Annotated in this window: 19 protein-coding genes; 13 read left to right on the top strand and 6 right to left on the bottom strand. The window is 58.4% G+C overall.

Going from position 1 to position 18,686, the window contains the following annotated elements:
• Window positions 1-134 precede the first annotated feature (134 nt).
• From zwf to QFX16_RS22590, 4 genes are all read left to right on the top strand, one after another.
• Window positions 135-1,604: a glucose-6-phosphate dehydrogenase gene (gene zwf / locus QFX16_RS22605; protein ID WP_134417595.1), complete on the top strand. Its 1,470-nt coding sequence runs from the start codon at window positions 135-137 to the stop codon at window positions 1,602-1,604.
• Complete coding sequence (pgl, locus tag QFX16_RS22600; protein WP_283181413.1) at window positions 1,591-2,304, top strand: 6-phosphogluconolactonase; 714 nt, start codon at window positions 1,591-1,593, stop codon at window positions 2,302-2,304. The genes zwf and pgl overlap by 14 nt, the downstream gene beginning before the upstream one ends.
• A gap of 17 nt (window positions 2,305-2,321) precedes the next feature.
• On the top strand, window positions 2,322-2,987 hold the full coding sequence (locus tag QFX16_RS22595; RefSeq protein WP_008151112.1) for a bifunctional 4-hydroxy-2-oxoglutarate aldolase/2-dehydro-3-deoxy-phosphogluconate aldolase: 666 nt from the start codon (window positions 2,322-2,324) through the stop codon (window positions 2,985-2,987).
• 218 nt (window positions 2,988-3,205) lie between these two features.
• Complete coding sequence (locus tag QFX16_RS22590) at window positions 3,206-3,931, top strand: intradiol ring-cleavage dioxygenase (protein ID WP_283181412.1); 726 nt, start codon at window positions 3,206-3,208, stop codon at window positions 3,929-3,931.
• Between the two features lie 2 nt (window positions 3,932-3,933).
• On the opposite strand, the gene QFX16_RS22585 is transcribed toward QFX16_RS22590, so the two are convergent.
• Window positions 3,934-5,115 carry an aminotransferase class V-fold PLP-dependent enzyme gene (locus tag QFX16_RS22585; protein ID WP_283181411.1) on the bottom strand — a complete coding sequence of 394 codons (1,182 nt, stop codon included), beginning with the start codon at window positions 5,113-5,115 and terminating at the stop codon, window positions 3,934-3,936.
• A gap of 36 nt (window positions 5,116-5,151) precedes the next feature.
• Window positions 5,152-5,388, bottom strand: a complete 237-nt coding sequence (locus QFX16_RS22580) for a DUF3820 family protein (RefSeq protein WP_007949456.1) — start codon at window positions 5,386-5,388, stop codon at window positions 5,152-5,154.
• A 203-nt stretch (window positions 5,389-5,591) separates the two neighbouring features.
• On the opposite strand from QFX16_RS22580, the gene QFX16_RS22575 reads away from it, so the two are divergent.
• The 4 genes from QFX16_RS22575 (at window position 5,592) to QFX16_RS22560 (ending at window position 9,272) form a co-directional block, all read left to right on the top strand.
• Window positions 5,592-6,059 carry a ferritin-like domain-containing protein gene (locus tag QFX16_RS22575; RefSeq protein WP_283181410.1) on the top strand — a complete coding sequence of 156 codons (468 nt, stop codon included), beginning with the start codon at window positions 5,592-5,594 and terminating at the stop codon, window positions 6,057-6,059.
• Between the two features lie 157 nt (window positions 6,060-6,216).
• Window positions 6,217-8,205: an FUSC family protein gene (locus tag QFX16_RS22570; RefSeq protein WP_283181409.1), complete on the top strand. Its 1,989-nt coding sequence runs from the start codon at window positions 6,217-6,219 to the stop codon at window positions 8,203-8,205.
• Window positions 8,192-8,398 carry a DUF1656 domain-containing protein gene (locus QFX16_RS22565; protein WP_283181408.1) on the top strand — a complete coding sequence of 69 codons (207 nt, stop codon included), beginning with the start codon at window positions 8,192-8,194 and terminating at the stop codon, window positions 8,396-8,398. Before QFX16_RS22570 ends, QFX16_RS22565 begins: the two co-directional genes overlap by 14 nt.
• A gap of 10 nt (window positions 8,399-8,408) precedes the next feature.
• Window positions 8,409-9,272 (top strand): efflux RND transporter periplasmic adaptor subunit, encoded by an 864-nt coding sequence (locus tag QFX16_RS22560; protein ID WP_283181407.1) that lies wholly within the window; start codon window positions 8,409-8,411, stop codon window positions 9,270-9,272.
• A gap of 55 nt (window positions 9,273-9,327) precedes the next feature.
• Here the strand turns inward: QFX16_RS22560 and QFX16_RS22555 are convergent, their stop codons facing one another.
• Window positions 9,328-9,798, bottom strand: coding sequence for a MaoC family dehydratase (locus tag QFX16_RS22555; RefSeq protein WP_046049496.1), 471 nt, complete (start codon window positions 9,796-9,798; stop codon window positions 9,328-9,330).
• Window positions 9,799-9,839: 41 nt separating this feature from the next.
• Window positions 9,840-10,784: an alpha/beta hydrolase gene (locus QFX16_RS22550; protein WP_283181406.1), complete on the bottom strand. Its 945-nt coding sequence runs from the start codon at window positions 10,782-10,784 to the stop codon at window positions 9,840-9,842.
• Window positions 10,785-11,012: 228 nt separating this feature from the next.
• On the opposite strand from QFX16_RS22550, the gene fadD2 reads away from it, so the two are divergent.
• On the top strand, window positions 11,013-12,701 hold the full coding sequence (fadD2, locus tag QFX16_RS22545) for a long-chain-fatty-acid--CoA ligase FadD2 (protein WP_283181405.1): 1,689 nt from the start codon (window positions 11,013-11,015) through the stop codon (window positions 12,699-12,701).
• Window positions 12,702-13,047: 346 nt separating this feature from the next.
• A complete protein-coding gene (gene fadD1, locus QFX16_RS22540) occupies window positions 13,048-14,748 on the top strand; it encodes a long-chain-fatty-acid--CoA ligase FadD1 (protein WP_283181404.1) in 1,701 nt (566 codons plus the stop codon).
• A gap of 33 nt (window positions 14,749-14,781) precedes the next feature.
• Here the strand turns inward: fadD1 and QFX16_RS22535 are convergent, their stop codons facing one another.
• Together QFX16_RS22535 and QFX16_RS22530 are read right to left on the bottom strand one after the other, a co-directional pair.
• Window positions 14,782-16,119 (bottom strand): IS4 family transposase, encoded by a 1,338-nt coding sequence (locus tag QFX16_RS22535; RefSeq protein ID WP_283180397.1) that lies wholly within the window; start codon window positions 16,117-16,119, stop codon window positions 14,782-14,784.
• A gap of 129 nt (window positions 16,120-16,248) precedes the next feature.
• On the bottom strand, window positions 16,249-16,626 hold the full coding sequence (locus QFX16_RS22530) for a hypothetical protein (protein ID WP_033056806.1): 378 nt from the start codon (window positions 16,624-16,626) through the stop codon (window positions 16,249-16,251).
• Window positions 16,627-16,826: 200 nt separating this feature from the next.
• On the opposite strand from QFX16_RS22530, the gene QFX16_RS22525 reads away from it, so the two are divergent.
• The 3 genes from QFX16_RS22525 to def all read left to right on the top strand — a co-directional run bounded on the left by QFX16_RS22525 (window position 16,827) and on the right by def (window position 18,681).
• The gene (locus tag QFX16_RS22525) at window positions 16,827-17,018 is read left to right on the top strand and encodes a CsbD family protein (protein ID WP_283181403.1); all 192 of its coding nucleotides are present in this window, start codon (window positions 16,827-16,829) and stop codon (window positions 17,016-17,018) included.
• Window positions 17,019-17,188: 170 nt separating this feature from the next.
• Window positions 17,189-18,145 (top strand): YihY/virulence factor BrkB family protein, encoded by a 957-nt coding sequence (locus tag QFX16_RS22520; protein WP_283181402.1) that lies wholly within the window; start codon window positions 17,189-17,191, stop codon window positions 18,143-18,145.
• Window positions 18,142-18,681 (top strand): peptide deformylase, encoded by a 540-nt coding sequence (def, locus tag QFX16_RS22515; RefSeq protein WP_283181401.1) that lies wholly within the window; start codon window positions 18,142-18,144, stop codon window positions 18,679-18,681. The genes QFX16_RS22520 and def overlap by 4 nt, the downstream gene beginning before the upstream one ends.
• Window positions 18,682-18,686 lie beyond the last annotated feature (5 nt).

Raw genomic sequence — 18,686 nt, 5'->3', positions numbered from 1 at the left:
CTACTGATGGCTCCGACCGTCCACCACTCGGAATCTGTATTTTGCGAAAATGTTGTGGTTATTACTACATTTTCGCTTGAGTGATGCCTTGAAAAAAGGTATTTGTAGCTTAACTTGATAAAAGAACAAACATCATGCCTTCGATTACGGTTGAACCGTGCACCTTTGCCTTGTTCGGCGCCCTCGGCGATCTGGCCCTGCGCAAGCTGTTTCCTGCCCTTTATCAGCTCGATGGCGCAGGCCTGTTGCACGAGGACACGCGAATTATCGCGCTGGCCCGTGAGCCTGGCAGCGAGCAGCAGCATTTGGCGTTCATCGCCTCCGAGCTGCGCCGCTACGTCGTCGCCAAAGAGCTGGACGAAGCCGTGGTCGAACGCTTTCTGGCCCGCCTGAGTTACCTGCACGTCGACTTCCTCAAGGCTGACGATTACGTCGCCCTGGCCGAAATGGCCGGCAGCGCCCAGCGGGTGATTGCCTACTTCGCGACACCGGCCGCCGTTTACGGCGCGATCTGCGAGAACCTGGCGAAAGTCGGCCTGACCGAAAACACTCGCGTGGTGCTGGAAAAACCCATTGGTTCGGACCTGGAATCCTCGCGCAAGGTGAACGACGCCGTGGCGCAGTTCTTCCCGGAGAACCGCACCTACCGCATCGACCACTACCTGGGCAAAGAAACCGTCCAGAACCTGATCGCCCTGCGTTTCGCCAACAGCCTGTTCGAAACCCAGTGGAACCAGAATTATATCTCCCACGTGGAAATCACCGTGGCCGAGAAGGTCGGGATCGAAGGTCGCTGGGGTTACTTCGACAAGGCCGGACAGCTGCGGGACATGATCCAGAATCACCTCCTGCAACTGCTCTGCCTGATCGCCATGGACCCGCCGGCCGACCTGTCCGCCGACAGCATTCGTGACGAGAAAGTCAAAGTGCTCAAGGCGCTGGCGCCGATCAGCCCGGAAGGCCTGACCACTCAGGTGGTGCGCGGTCAGTACATCGCCGGTTACAGCGAAGGCAAATCGGTCCCCGGTTACCTGGAAGAGCCAAATTCCAACACCCAGAGCGACACCGAAACCTTCGTTGCGCTGCGTGCCGATATCCGCAACTGGCGTTGGGCCGGCGTGCCGTTTTACCTGCGTACCGGCAAGCGCATGCCGCAGAAGCTGTCGCAGATCGTCATCCACTTCAAGGAACCGTCCCACTACATCTTCGCCCCCGAGCAGCGCCTGCAAATCAGCAACAAGCTGATTATCCGCCTGCAACCGGACGAAGGCATTTCCTTGCGCGTGATGACCAAAGAACAAGGCCTGGACAAGGGCATGCAGCTGCGCAGCGGTCCGTTGCAGCTGAATTTTTCCGACACTTATCGCAGCGCACGGATTCCCGATGCCTACGAGCGGTTGTTGCTGGAAGTGATGCGCGGCAATCAGAACCTGTTTGTCCGTAAAGATGAAATCGAAGCCGCGTGGAAGTGGTGTGACCAGTTGATCGCCGGGTGGAAAAAATCCGGTGATGCGCCCAAGCCGTACGCGGCCGGGTCCTGGGGGCCGATGAGCTCCATTGCATTGATCACGCGGGATGGGAGGTCGTGGTATGGCGATATCTGAATTGAAACTGCCTCAGGGCGTCAGCGCCCATGCGTTCAAAAGCCCGGTGCTGCTGGCCGAAGGCCTGGCGCTGAATGTGGCCAAGCAACTGAGTGACGCGATCGACGCGCGCAGCACCGCGACCTTGGTGGTTTCCGGTGGACGCAGCCCGGTGGCGTTTTTCCAGCACCTGGCCAAGCAGACGCTGGACTGGTCCAAGGTTGTCGTCACCCTGGCCGACGAGCGCTGGGTGCCGGTAGAGCATGTCGACAGCAATGCCGGTCTGCTCAAGCGTTACCTGTTGCAAGGTCCGGCGGCCAAGGCTCAGTTCCTGAGTCTGTACAGCGCCACTGCCAACCTTGATCTGGCGGCCGAGCAGGCGGATCGCTTGCTCGCGGAATTACCGCCGATCGACGTGCTGATACTCGGCATGGGCGACGACGGTCACACCGCCTCGCTGTTCCCCAACAGCCCGAACCTGGCCGATGCCTTGAAAATCGACGGCAGCCGTCGCTGCTGGCCGATGCTGGCGCCGACCGTGCCGCATCAGCGCCTGAGCATGAGTCGCGCGCTTCTGGCCTCAGCCAAGACCACCGTTCTATCGATTTCCGGTCAGTCCAAGCTGACCACCCTGAGTGCCGCATTGGCCGGTGACGATGTCGCCGCCATGCCGATTCGCGCGTTTCTGCAACCTACGTTAGAGATTTACTGGTGCCCATGAGCCTAGGAACAGCCGCTATGACAACCCCATCCCCGACCGTTTCCATGGCGGACAAAGTTGCCCTGATCGACAGCCTTTGCGCCAAGGCGCGGATCCTGCCGGTGATCACCATCGCTCGCGAGCAGGACATCCTGCCGCTGGCCGACGCCCTCGCGGCCGGTGGCCTGACAGCCCTGGAAGTGACCCTGCGTTCACAGTTCGGCCTCAAGGCTATCCAGATTCTGCGCGAGCAACGCCCGGAACTGGTGACCGGTGCCGGTACTGTGCTGGATCGCAACATGCTGGCGGCTGCCGAAGCAGCCGGTTCGCAGTTCATCGTCACGCCGGGCATCACCCGTGACCTGCTGGAAGCCAGCGTCAACAGCCCGATTCCGCTGTTGCCAGGCATCAGCAACGCCTCCGGCATCATGGAAGGCTATGGCCTGGGATATCGCCGCTTCAAGCTGTTCCCGGCGGAAGTCAGCGGCGGCGTTGCGGCCATCAAGGCCCTCGGCGGCCCGTTCGGCGAAGTGAAATTCTGCCCGACTGGCGGCGTCAGCCCGGCCAATATCAAGAGCTACATGGCGTTGAAAAACGTGATGTGCGTGGGCGGTAGCTGGATGCTTGATCCCGAGTGGATCAAGAACGGCGACTGGGCCCGCATTCAGGAATGCACTGCCGAGGCATTGGCGCTGCTGGACTGATCGGCTTTTTACCAAACACTTCGTTGGGTGTTCTACGGCTTTACGGTGCGCTTGGTCGGTGCACCGTTTTTTTTTGCCCAAAGAAAATCCGACTGCCGACGCACCTTTGTAGCAGCCTTCGGCAGCTGCTACAGATCGACATCATGCGATACATAGTTACCGCATCTCGCTACTCGGCCAGCGTTAACCTGCGTTCATCTTATGGAAGAGAGAACGTTATGGACGACAACACTCCGGTTTCACCCGCACCAGCGGTTTACCTGCTTTCACCCGAACAGATCGCCGGTCCTTATTTCCGAAATCCGAAATTGATCAGACGAAACATCAGCGAAGGGATGGATGGCATCCCTTTGGTGCTGAGGCTGACGATCGTCGATGCCATGACCGGGCAACCGGTGACTGACGCGTTAGTGGATATCTGGCATTGCAACGCACGCGGGGCGTATTCGGGTTGGAGCAAGGTCAATCCGGACAAGGAAGTCGAAGTCGATGACATCGGTTCGATCCCGCGAACCGACGACGACACTTACCTGCGTGGCGGGCAATTTACGGACAAGAACGGCATCGTGCGGTTTACCACGATCTATCCGGGATTCTACGCCGGCCGTGCCCTGCACATTCACGTCGTGGTACGCATTATGGAAGGCAACAACTACCTGGAAGAGCGGCATGTTGCCTGGGTCGGTCAGCTCTATTTTCCTGAGGTGGCCTCGCGCTCGGTACTCAACGCCAGGGAGTACCGCGGTCGATCCGTTTCGCCCCTGACCAACGATCAAGATTTTTTCTATGAAAACATGGGCGGCGAAGCTTCGACCTTGAACGTTCACACCCTGAGTCGAGACTCGAATAAAGACGGCTACTTCGGGCACACGACCATCGGCATCGACACCTTCGCGGTATCGACGCAGATCAAGCCCGAGGACTTCGACAAACACACCGTGTGACGTCAGCGCAGTTCGGTCAACGCCCGTGCCAGCAAATCCATGTCTGCACCCGTCGTGGTAAGCCCCGGGGTTATGCGAATGCACGGACCACTCGCGGCACCACTGCGCGCCACGGTAAACAGGTTGTAGTCCTTGAGCAGCCGCTCGACCATCGCCTGTTGATCGGCATGCCGGGTAAAGCGCATCGAAGTGATGCCGCAATACAGTCGCGGGTCGTCCGGAGTCATGACTTCAATCCCCGGCAACTCGCGTACCGCGCTCACCCAGCGGTTGCGCAGGTAATTGAGCCGAGCGCCCTTGGCGGCGGAGCCACCCATGGCCCGATGTTCCTCGAACACCAGCGGCAGGGTCAGCAGCGCCGGGATGTTGGGCGTGCTGTACGGCGTGCGGGCGCGAATGTCGGTGACCGGGAAATGCATCTCGTCCATGTCCGGGTCGATGTCGGCCAGGCGCTCGGGGGCGATGTAAATGAAGCCCAGAGTCAGCGGTGCACCGATCCATTTGTGCAGGTTATAGCCAGCAAAGGCGATGCCCAGTTTATCGAGATTGAACTCGAGCTGGCCGAGCGCGTGGGCACCATCAAGGATCACGTCGATGCCATGTTCCCTGGCGTCTGCAGCAATGGCCTGCACCGGCATTACCAGCCCGGAGCGGTGGGTGACGTGGGTCAGGGCCATCAATTTGAGTCGCGGATAACGCACGAAGGCTTCGCGGTAAGTGGCCAGCAAACTGTCGAAACTGGCGGGGTGCGAGTGTTCGATCTCGATCACCTCGACGCCGCGATGACGTGCCAGCCAGCGCATGGCACCTTTGACCGTGTCGTACTCCAGATCACACATCAGCACCTGATCGCCCGACCTCAGACGGTTGTAGTTGCGAATCAGCGATTGCAGACCGTCCGAAGCGTTGCGGGTGAGGGCGACAGTGTCAGCGGCTACGCCCATCAGCTCGGCGAGCTGTTTGCGAATCTCCAGGCTTTCGCCCTGTTCGAAGCGTTGCCGCACGTGCACCGAGTTGCTGCGATTGATCAGTTCGATGTTGCGCTGATACTCCTCGACCACCGTGCGCGACATGCGCCCGAAGTACCCGTTTTCAAGGTTGACCGGGCCGGGTTCAACCGCGTATCGGTCGGCAAAGGTTCGCCAGAAGGCTTCGTCACGGGCGCGGCGGGTGTTATCGGGCATGGTTTACTCAATCAGGGGCCAGGTCTGGGTGTCGGGTCAATGGCGAGGGGCGGGTTTGCCATGTTTGGCGCGCAGGGGTTCGAGCAGCTCCGACAGGCCGTTGTGATCGATTTCCTGCATCAAAGCCAACAAGCCGCCGAGTTCGCCATGGGGGAAACCTTCCCGAGCGAACCAGTTCAGGTATTGGCCGGGGAGGTCGGCAATGATCCGACCCTTGTATTTGCCAAAGGGCATTTCACGGGTAATCAACAGTTCGAGCTTTTCAGGGTTCATCAATCAGTCGTCTTGATTCAAACAGTCTGGAAAATACAGGCATTCTGCATGCAGGCCAAATGACAGATCATGCAAATAAAGCGGATACAGTTTTCTTGTTAATCGATAAGTAATTGAAATATAAGGAATAACTCATCAATTCAAAGCTGGCATGCAGGATGCAACACCTATTGCATCTTTCATCAACCCGCGAGGAATTGAAAATGACCGACATGAATAAAGAAGCCATCTCTGTACTCAACGACCTGATTGAAACCAGTAAAGACGGTCAGGAAGGGTTCAAGACTTGCGCTGAAGACATCAAACACCCGGAACTCAAAGCCATTTTCGTACAGCGCTCGGCTGACTGCGCCAAGGCTGCTTCTGAATTGCAGGCCGCTGTACGTTCCATGGGTGGCGATCCGGAAACCTCTACCAGTGTCAGCGGTGACCTGCACCGTCGCTGGGTCGACGTGAAAGCGATGTTCACCGGCAAGGATGAAGAGGCCGTACTGAACGAAGCAGAACGGGGTGAAGACCATGCACTCAAGGCTTATAAAGAAGCCATCGAAAAAATCAACAAATACAACCTGGTGGGCATTCGTGACCTGGTTGAACGTCAGTACCACGGCGTGCAACGCAATCACGATCAGGTAAAAGCCCTGCGTAACCAGGCTCGCGCACGCTCGTAAGCGTTCGTTGTCTGTCAAAAACGCCAGCCAGTCTGGCGTTTTTTTGTGTCCGGGAATTAGCACTGGACGGATGTTAGTTAGCTAGCTAATAATTTGTTTATCAAGTGACTGAACCGATCCCGACTATCGTTAAATCGTCTTTCCAAGAGTCCATTACGTGCCTATCACCCTGCAGGCTTTGTTTGCGCCTGACCGCCGCGCCTTACAGTTCGCAATCAAGACCTTGATCGGTGGCGGCCTGGCGCTGTGGCTGGCATTACGCTGGGGCCTGGAGCAACCGGCATGGGCGCTGATGACGGCGTTCATCGTCGCCCAGCCCTTGTCGGGGATGGTGGTGCAGAAGGGCCTGGCGCGGCTGTTGGGGACTTTGGTCGGGACGATCATGTCAGTGGTGTTCATGGGGTTGTTTGCCCAGACGCCTTGGCTGTTTTTGTTGGCCTTGGCGTTGTGGCTGGGGTTGTGTACGGCGAGTTCGACCTTGCTGCGCAGCGCCTGGTCCTATTCGTTCGTGCTGGCGGGTTATACGGTGGCGATCATCGCGCTGCCGGCCATCACCCATCCTTTGACCGTGTTCGATCAAGCCGTGGCTCGCTGCACGGAAATCTCCCTGGGCATTCTTTGCGCCACCGCCGCCAGTGCGCTGCTCTGGCCGATGCGGGTTGAACGGCAATTGGCGGATCAGGCGCGAGCAGCGTGGCAAAGCGGCATGAACGCCGCGCGTGCGACCCTGGCTGGTGATGGTCAGGCGCGTAAAGGCTTGCTGGAAATCCTCGGGAAAATCGTCGCCGTCGATGCCCAGCGCGAGCATGCCTGGTTTGAAGGAAGCCTGGGGCGGCAACGAGCACGCGCGATCAGCGGCTTGAGCCAGAAGCTGTTGATGCTACTGCGCATCGCCCGTTCGGTACGCCGCCAGTGGAAGCAATTGGAACCCCAGGAAGCCGAGCAGCTGTTGCCCTGGATGACCGAGGTTCAAGAGGCGCTCAACAGCCCGGATACCGCGACCCTGCAAGCGCTGCGTCCAAGGTTGCTCGACGCTTCCCACGACCCGCACATCAGCTCCGCACAGAGTTACTGCCTGGCCCGTTTCACCTTGTTGCTCGATACCGCCATGGCGGCCAGCGCCGCGTTGAACGCCGTTGAGGAGGGCAAGGAAACGGTCGATCCACCGAGAACCCTGACACCACACCGTGACCTGTCATTGGCGCTGATGTTCGGTACCCGCAGTGCCCTGGCGTTTCTGGTGGTCTCGTGCTTCTGGTTGGCGACCGCCTGGCCCGCTGCCTCCGGCGCGCTGCTGTTGACGTGCGTGGTGTGTAGTTTGTTCGCCAGCCGCGAGAACGGCGCTCAGATCGGCATGAGTTTTATGCGCGGGATCTTCCTGGCAATTCCGGCTGCGTTTATCGTCGGGCAGATTCTGCTGCCACAATGGAGTGGTTTTGCATTGCTGTGCATGGGCATGGGCGTGCCGTTGTTCCTCGGCGCACTAGGCATGGCCAAACCGCAGATCGGTGCGACGGCCACCTCATTTTGTCTGCACTTCATCGTGCTGGTCTCGCCGCTCAATGTGATGAAATTTGATGTCGCGGCGTTCTTCAACAGCGCTCAATCCATCGTGGTCGGTGTCGGCGCCGCCGTGCTGGCGTTCCATTTGTTGATCCTGCGCAACCCGACGTGGCATGGCCGACGTTTGCTGGCGGCAACCCTCGACGATCTGGTGCGCCTGACCCGGCGCAATCTGCGTGGTGCCGAAAGTTGGTTTGGCGGACGCATGGCCGACCGCTTGCTGCAATTGGCGCGGCACTATCCCGAGTTGCCGGAACCGGCGCGCAGTCGCTGGGACGATGGCCTGCTCGGCCTGGACATCGGCGACGAATTGCTGCATTTGCGTTTGAGTCTGGCGGTGGCGCAGGCACCGGTCAGTGCGCCTCAGCGGCGCTATCTCGAACAGCTGGAAAAAATCCTCGAGCAAGGCCCGACCGGCAGTCGCGCTGAGGCGTTGGCGCAGCCAAGCGAAGAATTCTTGAAGACCTTGTACGCATTGCCCCCCAGCGATGCGGTGAAACTGGCTCAAGGTGCGGTGCTGCAATTGCAAAGCAGCTGGCGCGCCTGGTGCCGTCAACAGGAGCAAAGCCATGGGCTTGCGTGAGTGGTCGGTGGGTGGCGTGCTGCTCAGTCCGTTTCTGATTTATGTGCTGCTGGCGCTGCTCGTCACTGGTGCCTTGCGCATGCTTTTGCGCCTGACGCCGGTGGGCCGCTGGATCTGGCACGAAGCATTGTTTGATTGCGCCTTGTACGTCTGTGTATTGACCTTGATAACCGTCGCCCTCGGACCTTTATAAGGAGTTGAAAATGCGTACATCGATACGTGTCGCGGTGACCTTGTGCCTGGTGGTGGCGGCGATATTTGCCGGCTTCCATTTGTGGCAGTACTACATGCTCACGCCTTGGACTCGGGACGCGCGGATCCGCGCTGACGTGGTGGTGATCGCGCCGGACGTCTCGGGTTGGGTGCGTGAGCTCAAGGCTTTTGATAACCAGCAGGTCAAGGCTGGCGATTTATTGCTGAGCATTGATCGTGACCGTTTCGTAGCGGCGTTGGAGAAAGCCCAGGCGGTGGTTCAGACCCGTCAGCAGCAACTCAATCTGCGTGAGCATGAAGCCAGCCGCCGCGCTGCCCTCGGGCCGCAGGCAATCAGCGCCGAACTGCGGGAGAACGCGCAAATCAACGCCGGAGTCGCCCGTGGCGAACTGCGTGAAGCCCAGGCCGAAGCCAAGGTTGCGGAACTCAACCTCGCGCGCAGTCAGGTCCATGCGCCGCGCAATGGTCACATCACCAACCTGCGCCTGGCTGAAGGCAACTACGTGAATGCCGGGCAATCGGTGATGGCGTTGATCGACGATTCGACTTTCTATGTGCAGGCGTATTTCGAGGAAACCAAGCTGCCACGGATTCGTGTTGGCGATCCGGTGAAGATCTGGTTGATGAGCGCGGGGGAGGCGTTGCAGGGGCATGTGGAAAGCATCAGTCGCGGGATTACCGATCGCAATACCACGCCGGATGGGCAGTTGCTGGCGGAGGTGGAGCCGACGTTTAACTGGGTGAGGTTGGCGCAGCGGATTCCGGTAAGGATCAAGATTGATCAGTTGCCGGAAGGGATGAATTTGAGTTCGGGGATGACGGCGAGTGTGCAGGTGCAGGAGGGTTCACAATGATCGTTCCCACGCGGACGGTTCGACGCCTCGACGTGGGAACGATCAGTGTCAGGTATCAGCCGATGCTGATTGCCGGCAGCTTAGGCAACGTCACGGTCTGTTGCTTGCGCGGCGCCAGAATCTCCGCCTCGCCATCGACCACCAATTCATCGCGCTGGTTAAACACGCGAGTGGCAATCCGCACACGAAACTTCGGCAGCTTCTCGAGAATCTCCAGGCGCACGGTCAGTGTGTCGCCAATTTTCACCGGCTTCTGAAAGCTCATTTGCTGACCGATATAAATAGTCCCCGGCCCAGGCAACTCGCAGGCAACGGCAGCGCTGATCAGCGCACCGCTGAACATGCCGTGAGCAATGCGCTCCTTGAACATGGTGCCAGCGGCGAATTCAGCGTCCAGGTGCACCGGGTTGTGGTCGCCGGACATCGCGGCAAACAACTGAATGTCGCGCTCTTCGACCGTCTTGCTGTAGCTGGCGGTCTGGCCGACTTCAAGGGCCTCGTAAGGGGTGTTGGTAACCTGGGTCATCTGTTTCAATTCCTGTCACGAATAAATAAATTCAAAAAAAACTATTCCGCTCTGGGTGGCCGACGGTGGCTCAGCGCCTGGGCGATCCAGCTCAACACGTCATTGATCACTTCATCGCGGTTGCTCTCGTTGAACAGTTCATGCCGTGCCTGCGGGTAAACGGTTAGTTGCAGGCTTTGGCTGCCGGCAGCGCGCAGCGCATGGGCCAGATCTTTCAGACGCTTGCCTTCGCTCACCGGATCACATTCACCGCCAATGATCAGCAACGGCAGGCCCGGATCAATCTGAGCGAGATTGGACGCTTTGCTGATTTGCTGCAACCCACCGAGTAAATCGATCCACAGCTGATTGGTGCAGCGAAAGCCGCAGAGCGGGTCGTTGGCGTACAGGTCGACCTCCGCCGGGTCGCGGCTGAGCCAGTCGAACCGCGTGCGTACCGGTTTGAATTTCTTGTTGAACGAACCGAACGACAGCCATTCGATCAGCGCGCTGCGACCCTTCGGGCCCTGGCGCAAACGTTCTAACCGCGCAATCTGCCGCGCCGCGCGATAGAGCGCCACCGGTTGGAAGTTCGACCCGCTGAGAACGGCCCCATGCAGGCTGGCGCTGTGGTGCAGCAGATAAGCCTGGGCGATGTAGCTGCCCATGCTGTGACCGAGCAACACAATCGGCATTCCCGGATGTTGTTGGCCGATGTGCTGGTTGAGGCTCGCCAGGTCGCCGACCACCTTGCACCAACCGTCATCGTCGGAGAAATGGCCCAGTGTCCCGTTTTCGGCAGTTTTGCCATGTCCACGCAGGTCCGGCGCATACACACCGTAGCCCTGATCACAGAGTTTTTCCGCCAGACGGGCGTAGCGGCCACTGTGTTCCGCCATGCCATGGGCCAGCAGAATCACTGCTTTTAAAGGCGCGGCGGGCAGCCACTGGTTGACGAAGAGGCGGCTGCGGTCACTCGCGTTCAGCCAGAAAGTGTCGTGGATCATGGCGGTTCCTTTGCGCTTGGTCGTTGCATTGTATAGCGCATCCATGGCGTGCCGTCTGATCAGGTCACGCCGCTGCTGCAAGATTCACACGGTCAATGACGCCTGTTGGCATATTTGCCTGATTCGCCATAGCTGCTAGTGTCCGTAGAGCCCCGCTTTTTCGCTCTTTGTTTTGAAGAAGGACAGAAAAGCGGCCCCGGATAGGTTCAGGTAAAGAGGACAAGAACAATGCAACCTGATTTCTGGAATGACAAACGCCCGGCCGGCGTGCCCCTGGACATCGATCAAGGGGCCTATAAGTCGGTAATCGAGGTGTTCGAACGTTCCTGCAAGAAATTTGCTGACCGCCCGGCATTCAGCAACATGGGCGTAACCCTGACCTACGCCGAACTGGAACGCCACAGCGCAGCGTTCGCCGGTTACCTGCAAGCCCACACCGACCTGGTGCCCGGGGATCGCATTGCGGTGCAGATGCCCAACGTCCTGCAGTACCCGATTGCCGTGTTCGGTGCCCTGCGCGCCGGGCTGATTGTGGTCAACACCAACCCGCTGTACACCGCGCGGGAGATGCGTCATCAGTTCAAGGACTCCGGTGCCCGGGCGCTGGTGTACCTGAACATGTTCGGGCAGAAAGTCCAGGAAGTGCTGCCCGACACCGACATCCAGTACCTGATCGAAGCGAAAATGGGCGACCTGATGCCCACCGCCAAAGGCTGGCTGGTCAATACCCTGGTGAGCAAGGTCAAGAAGATGGTCCCGGCGTACTCCTTGCCGCAGGCGACTTCCTTCAAGAGCGCGCTGCGTCTGGGCCGGGGCCTGGGCATCAAGCCGCTGAACGCCAGTCTCGACGACATCGCCGTGCTGCAATACACCGGCGGCACTACCGGCCTGGCCAAAGGCGCGATGCTGACCCACGGCAATCTGGTGGCCAATATGCAGCAAGTGCGGGCATGCCTGGAGCAGTTCGGCAATGACGGCCAGCCGCTGTTGCGCGAGGGGCAAGAGGTCATGGTCGCGCCGCTGCCGCTGTACCACATCTATGCGTTCACCGCGAATTGCATGTGCATGATGGTGTCGGGCAACCACAACGTGCTGATTACCAATCCGCGGGACATCGGCGGTTTCATCAAGGAGCTGAAGAATTGGCGGTTCTCGGCCCTTTTGGGACTCAACACGCTTTTCGTCGCGCTGATGGATCACCCTGATTTCAAGACCCTGGATTTCTCCAGCCTCAAACTCACCAACTCTGGCGGCACCGCGCTGGTCAAGGCCACCGCCGAGCGTTGGGAACAGCTCACCGGTTGCCGCATCACCGAAGGCTACGGCCTGACCGAGACCTCGCCGGTGGCCTGCACCAACCCGTACGGCGACAAGTCGCGGCTCGGTACAGTCGGCCTGCCGGTGCCGGGCACCACGCTGAAGGTCATCAACGATGAAGGCGTCGAGCAGCCGCTGGGCGAGCGCGGCGAACTGTGCATCAAGGGCCCGCAGATCATGAAGGGCTACTGGCAGAAACCCGAAGCCACCGCCGAAGTGCTGGATGCCGAAGGCTGGTTCAAGTCCGGTGACATCGCGGTGATCGACCCGGACGGTTTTGTGCGCATCGTCGATCGCAAGAAAGACATGATCATCGTCTCGGGTTTCAACGTGTACCCGAACGAGATCGAAGATGTGGTCATGGCTCACCCGAAAGTCGCCAACTGTGCGGTGATCGGTGTGCCGGACGAGCGTTCGGGGGAAGCGGTGAAGCTGTTTGTGGTGGCCCGTGAAACGGGTGTCAGCCTTGAAGAGCTGAAGGCCTACTGCAAGGAAAACTTCACGGCGTACAAAGTGCCCAAGCACATTGTCTTGCGTGAGTCGTTGCCGATGACGCCGGTGGGCAAGATATTGCGGCGGGAGTTGCGTGATATCGCGTAATGAATTGTTAGCGACGCAGCATCAAAAAGGGGCGGTCAATTATGGGCGCCCCTTTTTTGTCTTCGAGGTTTGGCTGTAAGGCCTGTTCTAGAGCGTTTAATGCCTGTATAGAATTTTTGCTCTAAAAAAGACCATTGCTTGGTCTTGAGTCACGAATGTGACTGTAGAGGCTGTTTTTGGCTCTAGTCGGCCTCTGGCAAAGCTGCTACTCTCGGCGCGCTTTGTGACTTCTCGGCCTATATAAAAAGCCAGACTCACCAACAAACAGATACCAATAAAAAACATACACCAATAATAATCGCATCAAATGCGGTGATGAATTCGCGTTGCTGAGGAGTGGGCTTCCATGATCGAAGACTTTTGGAAGGATAAGTACCCTGCCGGGATTGCTGCCGACATCAATCCAGACGAGTATCCGAATATTCAGGCAGTGTTGAAGCAGTCCTGCCAACGCTTTGCCGACAAACCGGCATTCAGCAACCTGGGCAAGACAATCACCTACGGTGAACTGTACGAATTGTCCGGTGCCTTTGCCGCTTACCTGCAACAGCATACCGACTTGCAGCCGGGCGATCGAATCGCCGTGCAGCTGCCCAACGTGTTGCAGTACCCGGTCGCCGTCTTCGGTGCCATCCGCGCCGGGCTGATCGTGGTCAACACCAACCCGCTGTACACCGCGCGGGAAATGGAACACCAATTCAACGACTCCGGTGCCAAAGCCCTGGTCTGCCTGGCCAACATGGCGCACCTGGCCCAGCTCGTCGTGCCGAAAACCGGCGTCAAGCACGTGATCGTCACCGAAGTGGCCGACCTGCTGCTGCCGCTCAAGCGCCTGTTGGTCAACAGCGTCATCAAGTACGTGAAGAAGATGGTCCCGGCGTATCACTTGCCCAAGGCCATCAAGTTCAACGACGTACTGAGCAAGGGCCACGGCCAGCCAGTCGCTGAAGCCAACCCGGCCAGCGGCGACGTTGCCGTGCTGCAATACACCGGCGGCACCACCGGCGTGGCCAAGGGCGCGATGCTGACCCATCGCAACCTGGTGGCGAACATGCTGCAGTGCAAGGCACTGATGGGTTCTAACCTCAATGAAGGTTGCGAGGTCCTGATCACGCCGCTGCCGCTGTACCACATCTATGCCTTCACCTTTCATTGCATGGCGATGATGCTGATCGGCAACCACAACATCCTGATCAGCAACCCGCGCGATTTGACGGCGATGGTCAAGGAACTGTCGAAGTGGAAGTTCAGCGGTTTTGTTGGGCTGAACACGCTGTTTGTCGCCCTGTGCAACAACGAAGGCTTCCGCAAACTGGACTTCTCGGCGCTGAAAGTCACCCTGTCCGGTGGCATGGCCCTGCAACTGGCCGCGGCCGAGCGCTGGAAAGCGGTCACCGGTTGCGCCATCTGTGAAGGTTACGGCATGACCGAAACCAGTCCGGTGGCCACTGTGAACCCGATTCAGCACATCCAGATCGGCACCATCGGTATTCCGGTTCCGTCGACCCTGTGCAAAGTCATCGACGATGCCGGCGTTGAACAGCCGTTAGGCGAAATCGGCGAGCTGTGTGTGAAAGGTCCGCAAGTGATGAAGGGCTACTGGCAGCGTCAGGACGCCACCGATGAAATCCTCGACAGCGAAGGCTGGTTGAAGACCGGTGACATCGCGCTGATCCAGCCTGACGGTTACATGCGCATCGTCGATCGCAAGAAAGACATGATTCTGGTCTCCGGTTTCAACGTGTACCCGAACGAACTGGAAGACGTGCTCGCGACCCTGCCGGGCGTGCTGCAATGCGCAGCCATCGGCGTGCCGGACGAGAAGTCGGGCGAGGCGATCAAGATCTTCATCGTCGCCAAACCGGGCGTGACACTGACCAAGGAACAGGTGATGGAGCACATGCGCGCCAACGTCACCGGATACAAAGTGCCGAAAGCCGTGGAATTCCGCGATGCGCTGCCGACCACCAACGTCGGCAAGATCCTGCGCCGCGAGTTGCGCGACGAAGAGCTGAAGAAGCTCGGCGTCAAAAAGGTAAGCGCGTAACAAACAAAAGCCCCGCAGATGCGGCAATGCTGTTCACTTAAGCGGAGCAGCCTTGCGGTTAACCGGATACCGGGTTTTTGACATCTTCACCGCCCTAGGCCTCGCAGGCCTGGGGCGTTTTGCTATGAAGAGCACACCAATGCTGCCGCGAAGCTCGTCCAGGCGTCTTGGCGTGTGTGAGGGCGAGACCGCTCCGGCCATGACCACCAGATGGCTGGCGATGTGCTGACAGGCAAACTTGAAACTCACCTCGCTGGGAGCCCGCTTATGAGCTACAGCCGCCTGACTGGCTTCTCGACGCACTACGTTATAAGCCAGTAACAGCCCCCATAATTCTTGATACACCAGGTCTACAGTCTTGCTGCGAAGGGTCAAGGCATTGTCTTGCATTGAGCTTTTGATATCCCTGAAACCCAGTTCGATTTCCCATCGCTCGTGATAAAGGGTGGCGACCTGCTCAGCGCTAAAGTGCGAGGCTGGCAGGGAGGTGAAGACGGTTTTTTCTTTCCCGGCGACCTCGTAGGTGACCGCCCGTACTTGCCAGTACTCAGGCAACAGTGGGTTCTTTTTACGCGCTTGCTGCGAGACCTTCATCTGGACTAGGTAATCACCATCGCCGTAGTGTTCAATTTCCGTGCGAACAGTACCCTTACGCTCCGGGATCATCCAATGCCGGTTTTTTTCAGTACTTTGGATACTCAACAATAGGTCCGCACTGAAAAACCCTTTGTCCAGCAGGGTCACTGAGTGGTTGGGTATGCTCTCGATGAAGTCCTTGGCCAGCGGGATCTCCCCTTTGCGGTAAGGGCTGATGGCCGCGTTGGCGATGATATGAGAACGGGCGTTCATCAACGCAACAAGGCGCAGCACCGGATAAGGGGTTTGACGATCGGAGGAGGTATTGCCGGAGCCAAAATGGTCCCGCAATGACGACGTTTCCGGGGTTCGAAACAAGGCACCGTCGACGGCAAAGACTTGAAGACCGTGCCAGTCATCTTGCGGGTAGCGCTCGTATCCCCAGACATTGGCGCACTGTTGAAATAACCAAGCGACAGGCTGATTCCCCAGACGCTGGCGCGCCTGCGACAACCCGCTTTTGGCTAACAGCACCTCATTAGCAAGACCGTCGGCACAAATATTCAGTCGGCGAGCGACCTCGACTATTGGCTCACCTCTGAAAAGTGCCATCCCGACTACCAGCCAAAGGACTATGTCCGAAGGCAAGCGCCGACGTCGGATCGTGGCTTTATCCGCCAGAGCGGCCGCTGCGGTGATCCAATCATGAGGAATATGATCGGTGAACACCTCAAGGCGAGAGAGCGGTTGCTTAGCAAAATCCAAAACCGCGCTTAAATCCTGAGCAACAGACATAAAAAATCCGGAATCCTTATCAGATTCCGGATTTTCCGGCTGCCTGAGGATTAGTCAACAATCCTTAAGTGAACAGCATTGCGCAGATGCGGGGCTTTGTTTGCCTGACCGATCGTTCCCACGCTCTATTCAGAGGCGGAACTGCGCGAAATTGACGTTGGTACCCGCCGGTCGCATGTCCTGAAGGTACGAGTCCTTGTCGGCGCTCAGTTCCAGGCTCAAGGCTGCTTTACGCTTGCCTTCGTTGCGCACCACCAGGCCTTCGAGCTTCTCCCGAAGGAATACCGTCGGCACTTTCAGGTGCAGCAGTTCGTCGGTATCCGGGGTGTGCATCAACAGGTGAACCCACTCGTACTGACCAATGGCCAGGCGCGCGACCGGAATATCGAACCACCAGATGTTGCGGTTGCGGTTCAATTCGGTGAAATGGCAGTTGTTGACGCCAAGCACAGCACCGCCAAGTTCCTGGTTTCTGCGGGCAATGGCCTGCTTTTTATCGAGTTTCATAACATTCCTACGGGATTGGATCTTCAGCGCCATGGCCTGAATACGTTGCGCATTCTCGGGGGTTGGTCGGCAAACATAAAGCCCAACCTGCACTGAACGATGAAATGTTGCGGTGAAAATAAATGAAACTCCGCGCAAACGCCTCCGGTCAATCTTTGTGTAACAACTTTCCCCGTTGAATTGTTCACAGGAGAAACACCATGAGCAGCACTGGCGATAAAGTAAAAGGCATGGCCAACGAAGCCGCCGGCAACGTCAAGCAAGGCGTCGGCAAGGCCACCGGTAGCGACAAAATGCGTGCCGAAGGCGTCGTGCAGGAAAAGAAAGGCGAAGCCCAGCAAGCGGTCGGCAAGGCCAAGGACGCGATCAAGAAAGGCGTCGACAAGGCTTGATTCGGCCTTTGATGAGCAACATGAACGGCCATCCACGGATGGCCGTTTTTGTGTCAGCCTGAACTTGCGCACGGAAATTGTTTCAAACTCGCCAAGTAGGCTACTTTGATGTAGAAAACGGCCCCTGAGTCGCCAGACTTCGACCAAATTTGCGGCGAAAGGAGACGCTAATGTTTTTCCCACACATGAAAGGTCTGCGCCTGCACCGTGTGATGGTGCGCACGATCACCGAGTTCGTCGACGACGAGATGTCGACCTATGCCTCGGCGTTGGCCTATCAGATGCTGTTCTCGCTGTTCCCCTTCATTCTGTTCCTGATCGCCCTGATCGGTTTCCTGCACCTGCCGGACTTCTTCTCCTGGCTGCGCCTGCAATCGGAACTGGTGCTGCCGCCCCAGGCGCTGGAACAGGTGAACCCGGTCATCGACCAGCTCCAGCAATCCAAGGGTGGCTTGCTGTCGGTCGGTATCGTGATTGCCCTGTGGACCGCGTCCGCCGGTGTGCGGCTGATGATGAGCGCGATGAACGCCGCCTACGACGTGGTCGAAGGTCGGCCGGCGTGGAAGCGTTTCCCACTGTCGATTTTCTACACCATCGGCATCGCCGGCATGCTGCTGGTCGCCGCCGCGCTGATGGTGCTCGGGCCGCAGGTGATGGGCTGGATCGCCTCCCAAGTCGGCCTTGAGGACTTCATCGTGACCCTCTGGACCATCGTGCGCTGGCCGGTGGTCGTGATTCTGTTGATGATGGCGGTGGCGCTGATTTATTACGTCATGCCCGACGTCAAACAAGAGTTTCGCTTCATCACCCCGGGCTCGGTGCTGGCGGTGGTGGTGTGGATCATTGCGTCGCTGGGTTTCGGCCTGTACGTCAAGATGTTCGCCAACTACAACGCCATGTATGGCAGTATCGGCGCGATCATCGTGCTGTTGCTGTACTTCTACATTTCCGCCGCAGTGCTGTTGCTCGGCGCAGAGATGAATGCGGTGATCGAGCACATGTCGACCGAAGGCAAGAATGATGGCGAAAAAGTCCCCGGCGAGCTCGATCACGAACCCAAACAACACGTTTCCGGGCTGGGTCGGGATCACTCGATCAAGCCGACCACTGACGAAGTCATCAAATGATCCGTGAAATTCTGAAAATGGGCGACGAGCGCCTGCTGCGCATTGCCCCGCCGGTGCCCGCCGAAATGTTCGACAGCCCCGAGCTGTGGCAACTGATCGACGACATGTTCCAGACCATGGAAAGCGTCGGCGGGGTCGGCCTGGCCGCACCGCAGATCGGCATCGACCTGCAACTGGTGATCTTCGGTTTCGAGCACAGCGAACGCTACCCGGACGCCGAAGCCGTGCCGCAGACGATTCTGATCAACCCGCTGATCACGCCGTTGAGCCCGACGCTGGAAGAGGGTTTCGAAGGCTGCCTGTCGGTGCCCGGTCTGCGCGGCGCGGTGGATCGCTATCAGCACATTCGGTACGAAGGTTTCGACCCCAAGGGCAATCCGATCGTGCGCGTTGCCGAAGGCTTCCATGCGCGGGTTGTGCAGCATGAATGCGATCACCTGATCGGCCGGTTATACCCCTCGCGCATCAGTGACTTCAGCAAATTCGGGTTTACCGAAGTAATGTTCCCGGATCTCGATCCGAACGCCGACGACTGACGCCT

Source organism: Pseudomonas svalbardensis (genome assembly GCF_030053115.1).
GTDB classification, from domain to species: domain Bacteria; phylum Pseudomonadota; class Gammaproteobacteria; order Pseudomonadales; family Pseudomonadaceae; genus Aquipseudomonas; species Aquipseudomonas svalbardensis.
The sequence above is the reverse complement of the archived record's forward strand: the minus strand, read 5'-3'. Positions and strand labels throughout refer to the sequence as shown.

Bases quoted from the DNA above. Each gene is read 5' to 3' on its own strand.
- def (WP_283181401.1), top strand. From the start codon at position 18,142: ATGATCCGTGAAATTCTGAAAATGGGCGACGAGCGCCTGCTGCGCATT.
- QFX16_RS22520 (WP_283181402.1), top strand. From the start codon at position 17,189: ATGTTTTTCCCACACATGAAAGGTCTGCGCCTGCACCGTGTGATGGTG.
- QFX16_RS22580 (WP_007949456.1), bottom strand. From the start codon at position 5,388: ATGAACCCTGAAAAGCTCGAACTGTTGATTACCCGTGAAATGCCCTTT.
- pgl (WP_283181413.1), top strand. From the start codon at position 1,591: ATGGCGATATCTGAATTGAAACTGCCTCAGGGCGTCAGCGCCCATGCG.
- QFX16_RS22595 (WP_008151112.1), top strand. From the start codon at position 2,322: ATGACAACCCCATCCCCGACCGTTTCCATGGCGGACAAAGTTGCCCTG.
- QFX16_RS22590 (WP_283181412.1), top strand. From the start codon at position 3,206: ATGGACGACAACACTCCGGTTTCACCCGCACCAGCGGTTTACCTGCTT.
- fadD1 (WP_283181404.1), top strand. From the start codon at position 13,048: ATGATCGAAGACTTTTGGAAGGATAAGTACCCTGCCGGGATTGCTGCC.
- QFX16_RS22565 (WP_283181408.1), top strand. From the start codon at position 8,192: ATGGGCTTGCGTGAGTGGTCGGTGGGTGGCGTGCTGCTCAGTCCGTTT.
- QFX16_RS22555 (WP_046049496.1), bottom strand. From the start codon at position 9,798: ATGACCCAGGTTACCAACACCCCTTACGAGGCCCTTGAAGTCGGCCAG.
- QFX16_RS22525 (WP_283181403.1), top strand. From the start codon at position 16,827: ATGAGCAGCACTGGCGATAAAGTAAAAGGCATGGCCAACGAAGCCGCC.
- QFX16_RS22530 (WP_033056806.1), bottom strand. From the start codon at position 16,626: ATGAAACTCGATAAAAAGCAGGCCATTGCCCGCAGAAACCAGGAACTT.
- QFX16_RS22585 (WP_283181411.1), bottom strand. From the start codon at position 5,115: ATGCCCGATAACACCCGCCGCGCCCGTGACGAAGCCTTCTGGCGAACC.
- QFX16_RS22535 (WP_283180397.1), bottom strand. From the start codon at position 16,119: ATGTCTGTTGCTCAGGATTTAAGCGCGGTTTTGGATTTTGCTAAGCAA.
- fadD2 (WP_283181405.1), top strand. From the start codon at position 11,013: ATGCAACCTGATTTCTGGAATGACAAACGCCCGGCCGGCGTGCCCCTG.
- QFX16_RS22550 (WP_283181406.1), bottom strand. From the start codon at position 10,784: ATGATCCACGACACTTTCTGGCTGAACGCGAGTGACCGCAGCCGCCTC.
- QFX16_RS22575 (WP_283181410.1), top strand. From the start codon at position 5,592: ATGACCGACATGAATAAAGAAGCCATCTCTGTACTCAACGACCTGATT.
- QFX16_RS22560 (WP_283181407.1), top strand. From the start codon at position 8,409: ATGCGTACATCGATACGTGTCGCGGTGACCTTGTGCCTGGTGGTGGCG.
- zwf (WP_134417595.1), top strand. From the start codon at position 135: ATGCCTTCGATTACGGTTGAACCGTGCACCTTTGCCTTGTTCGGCGCC.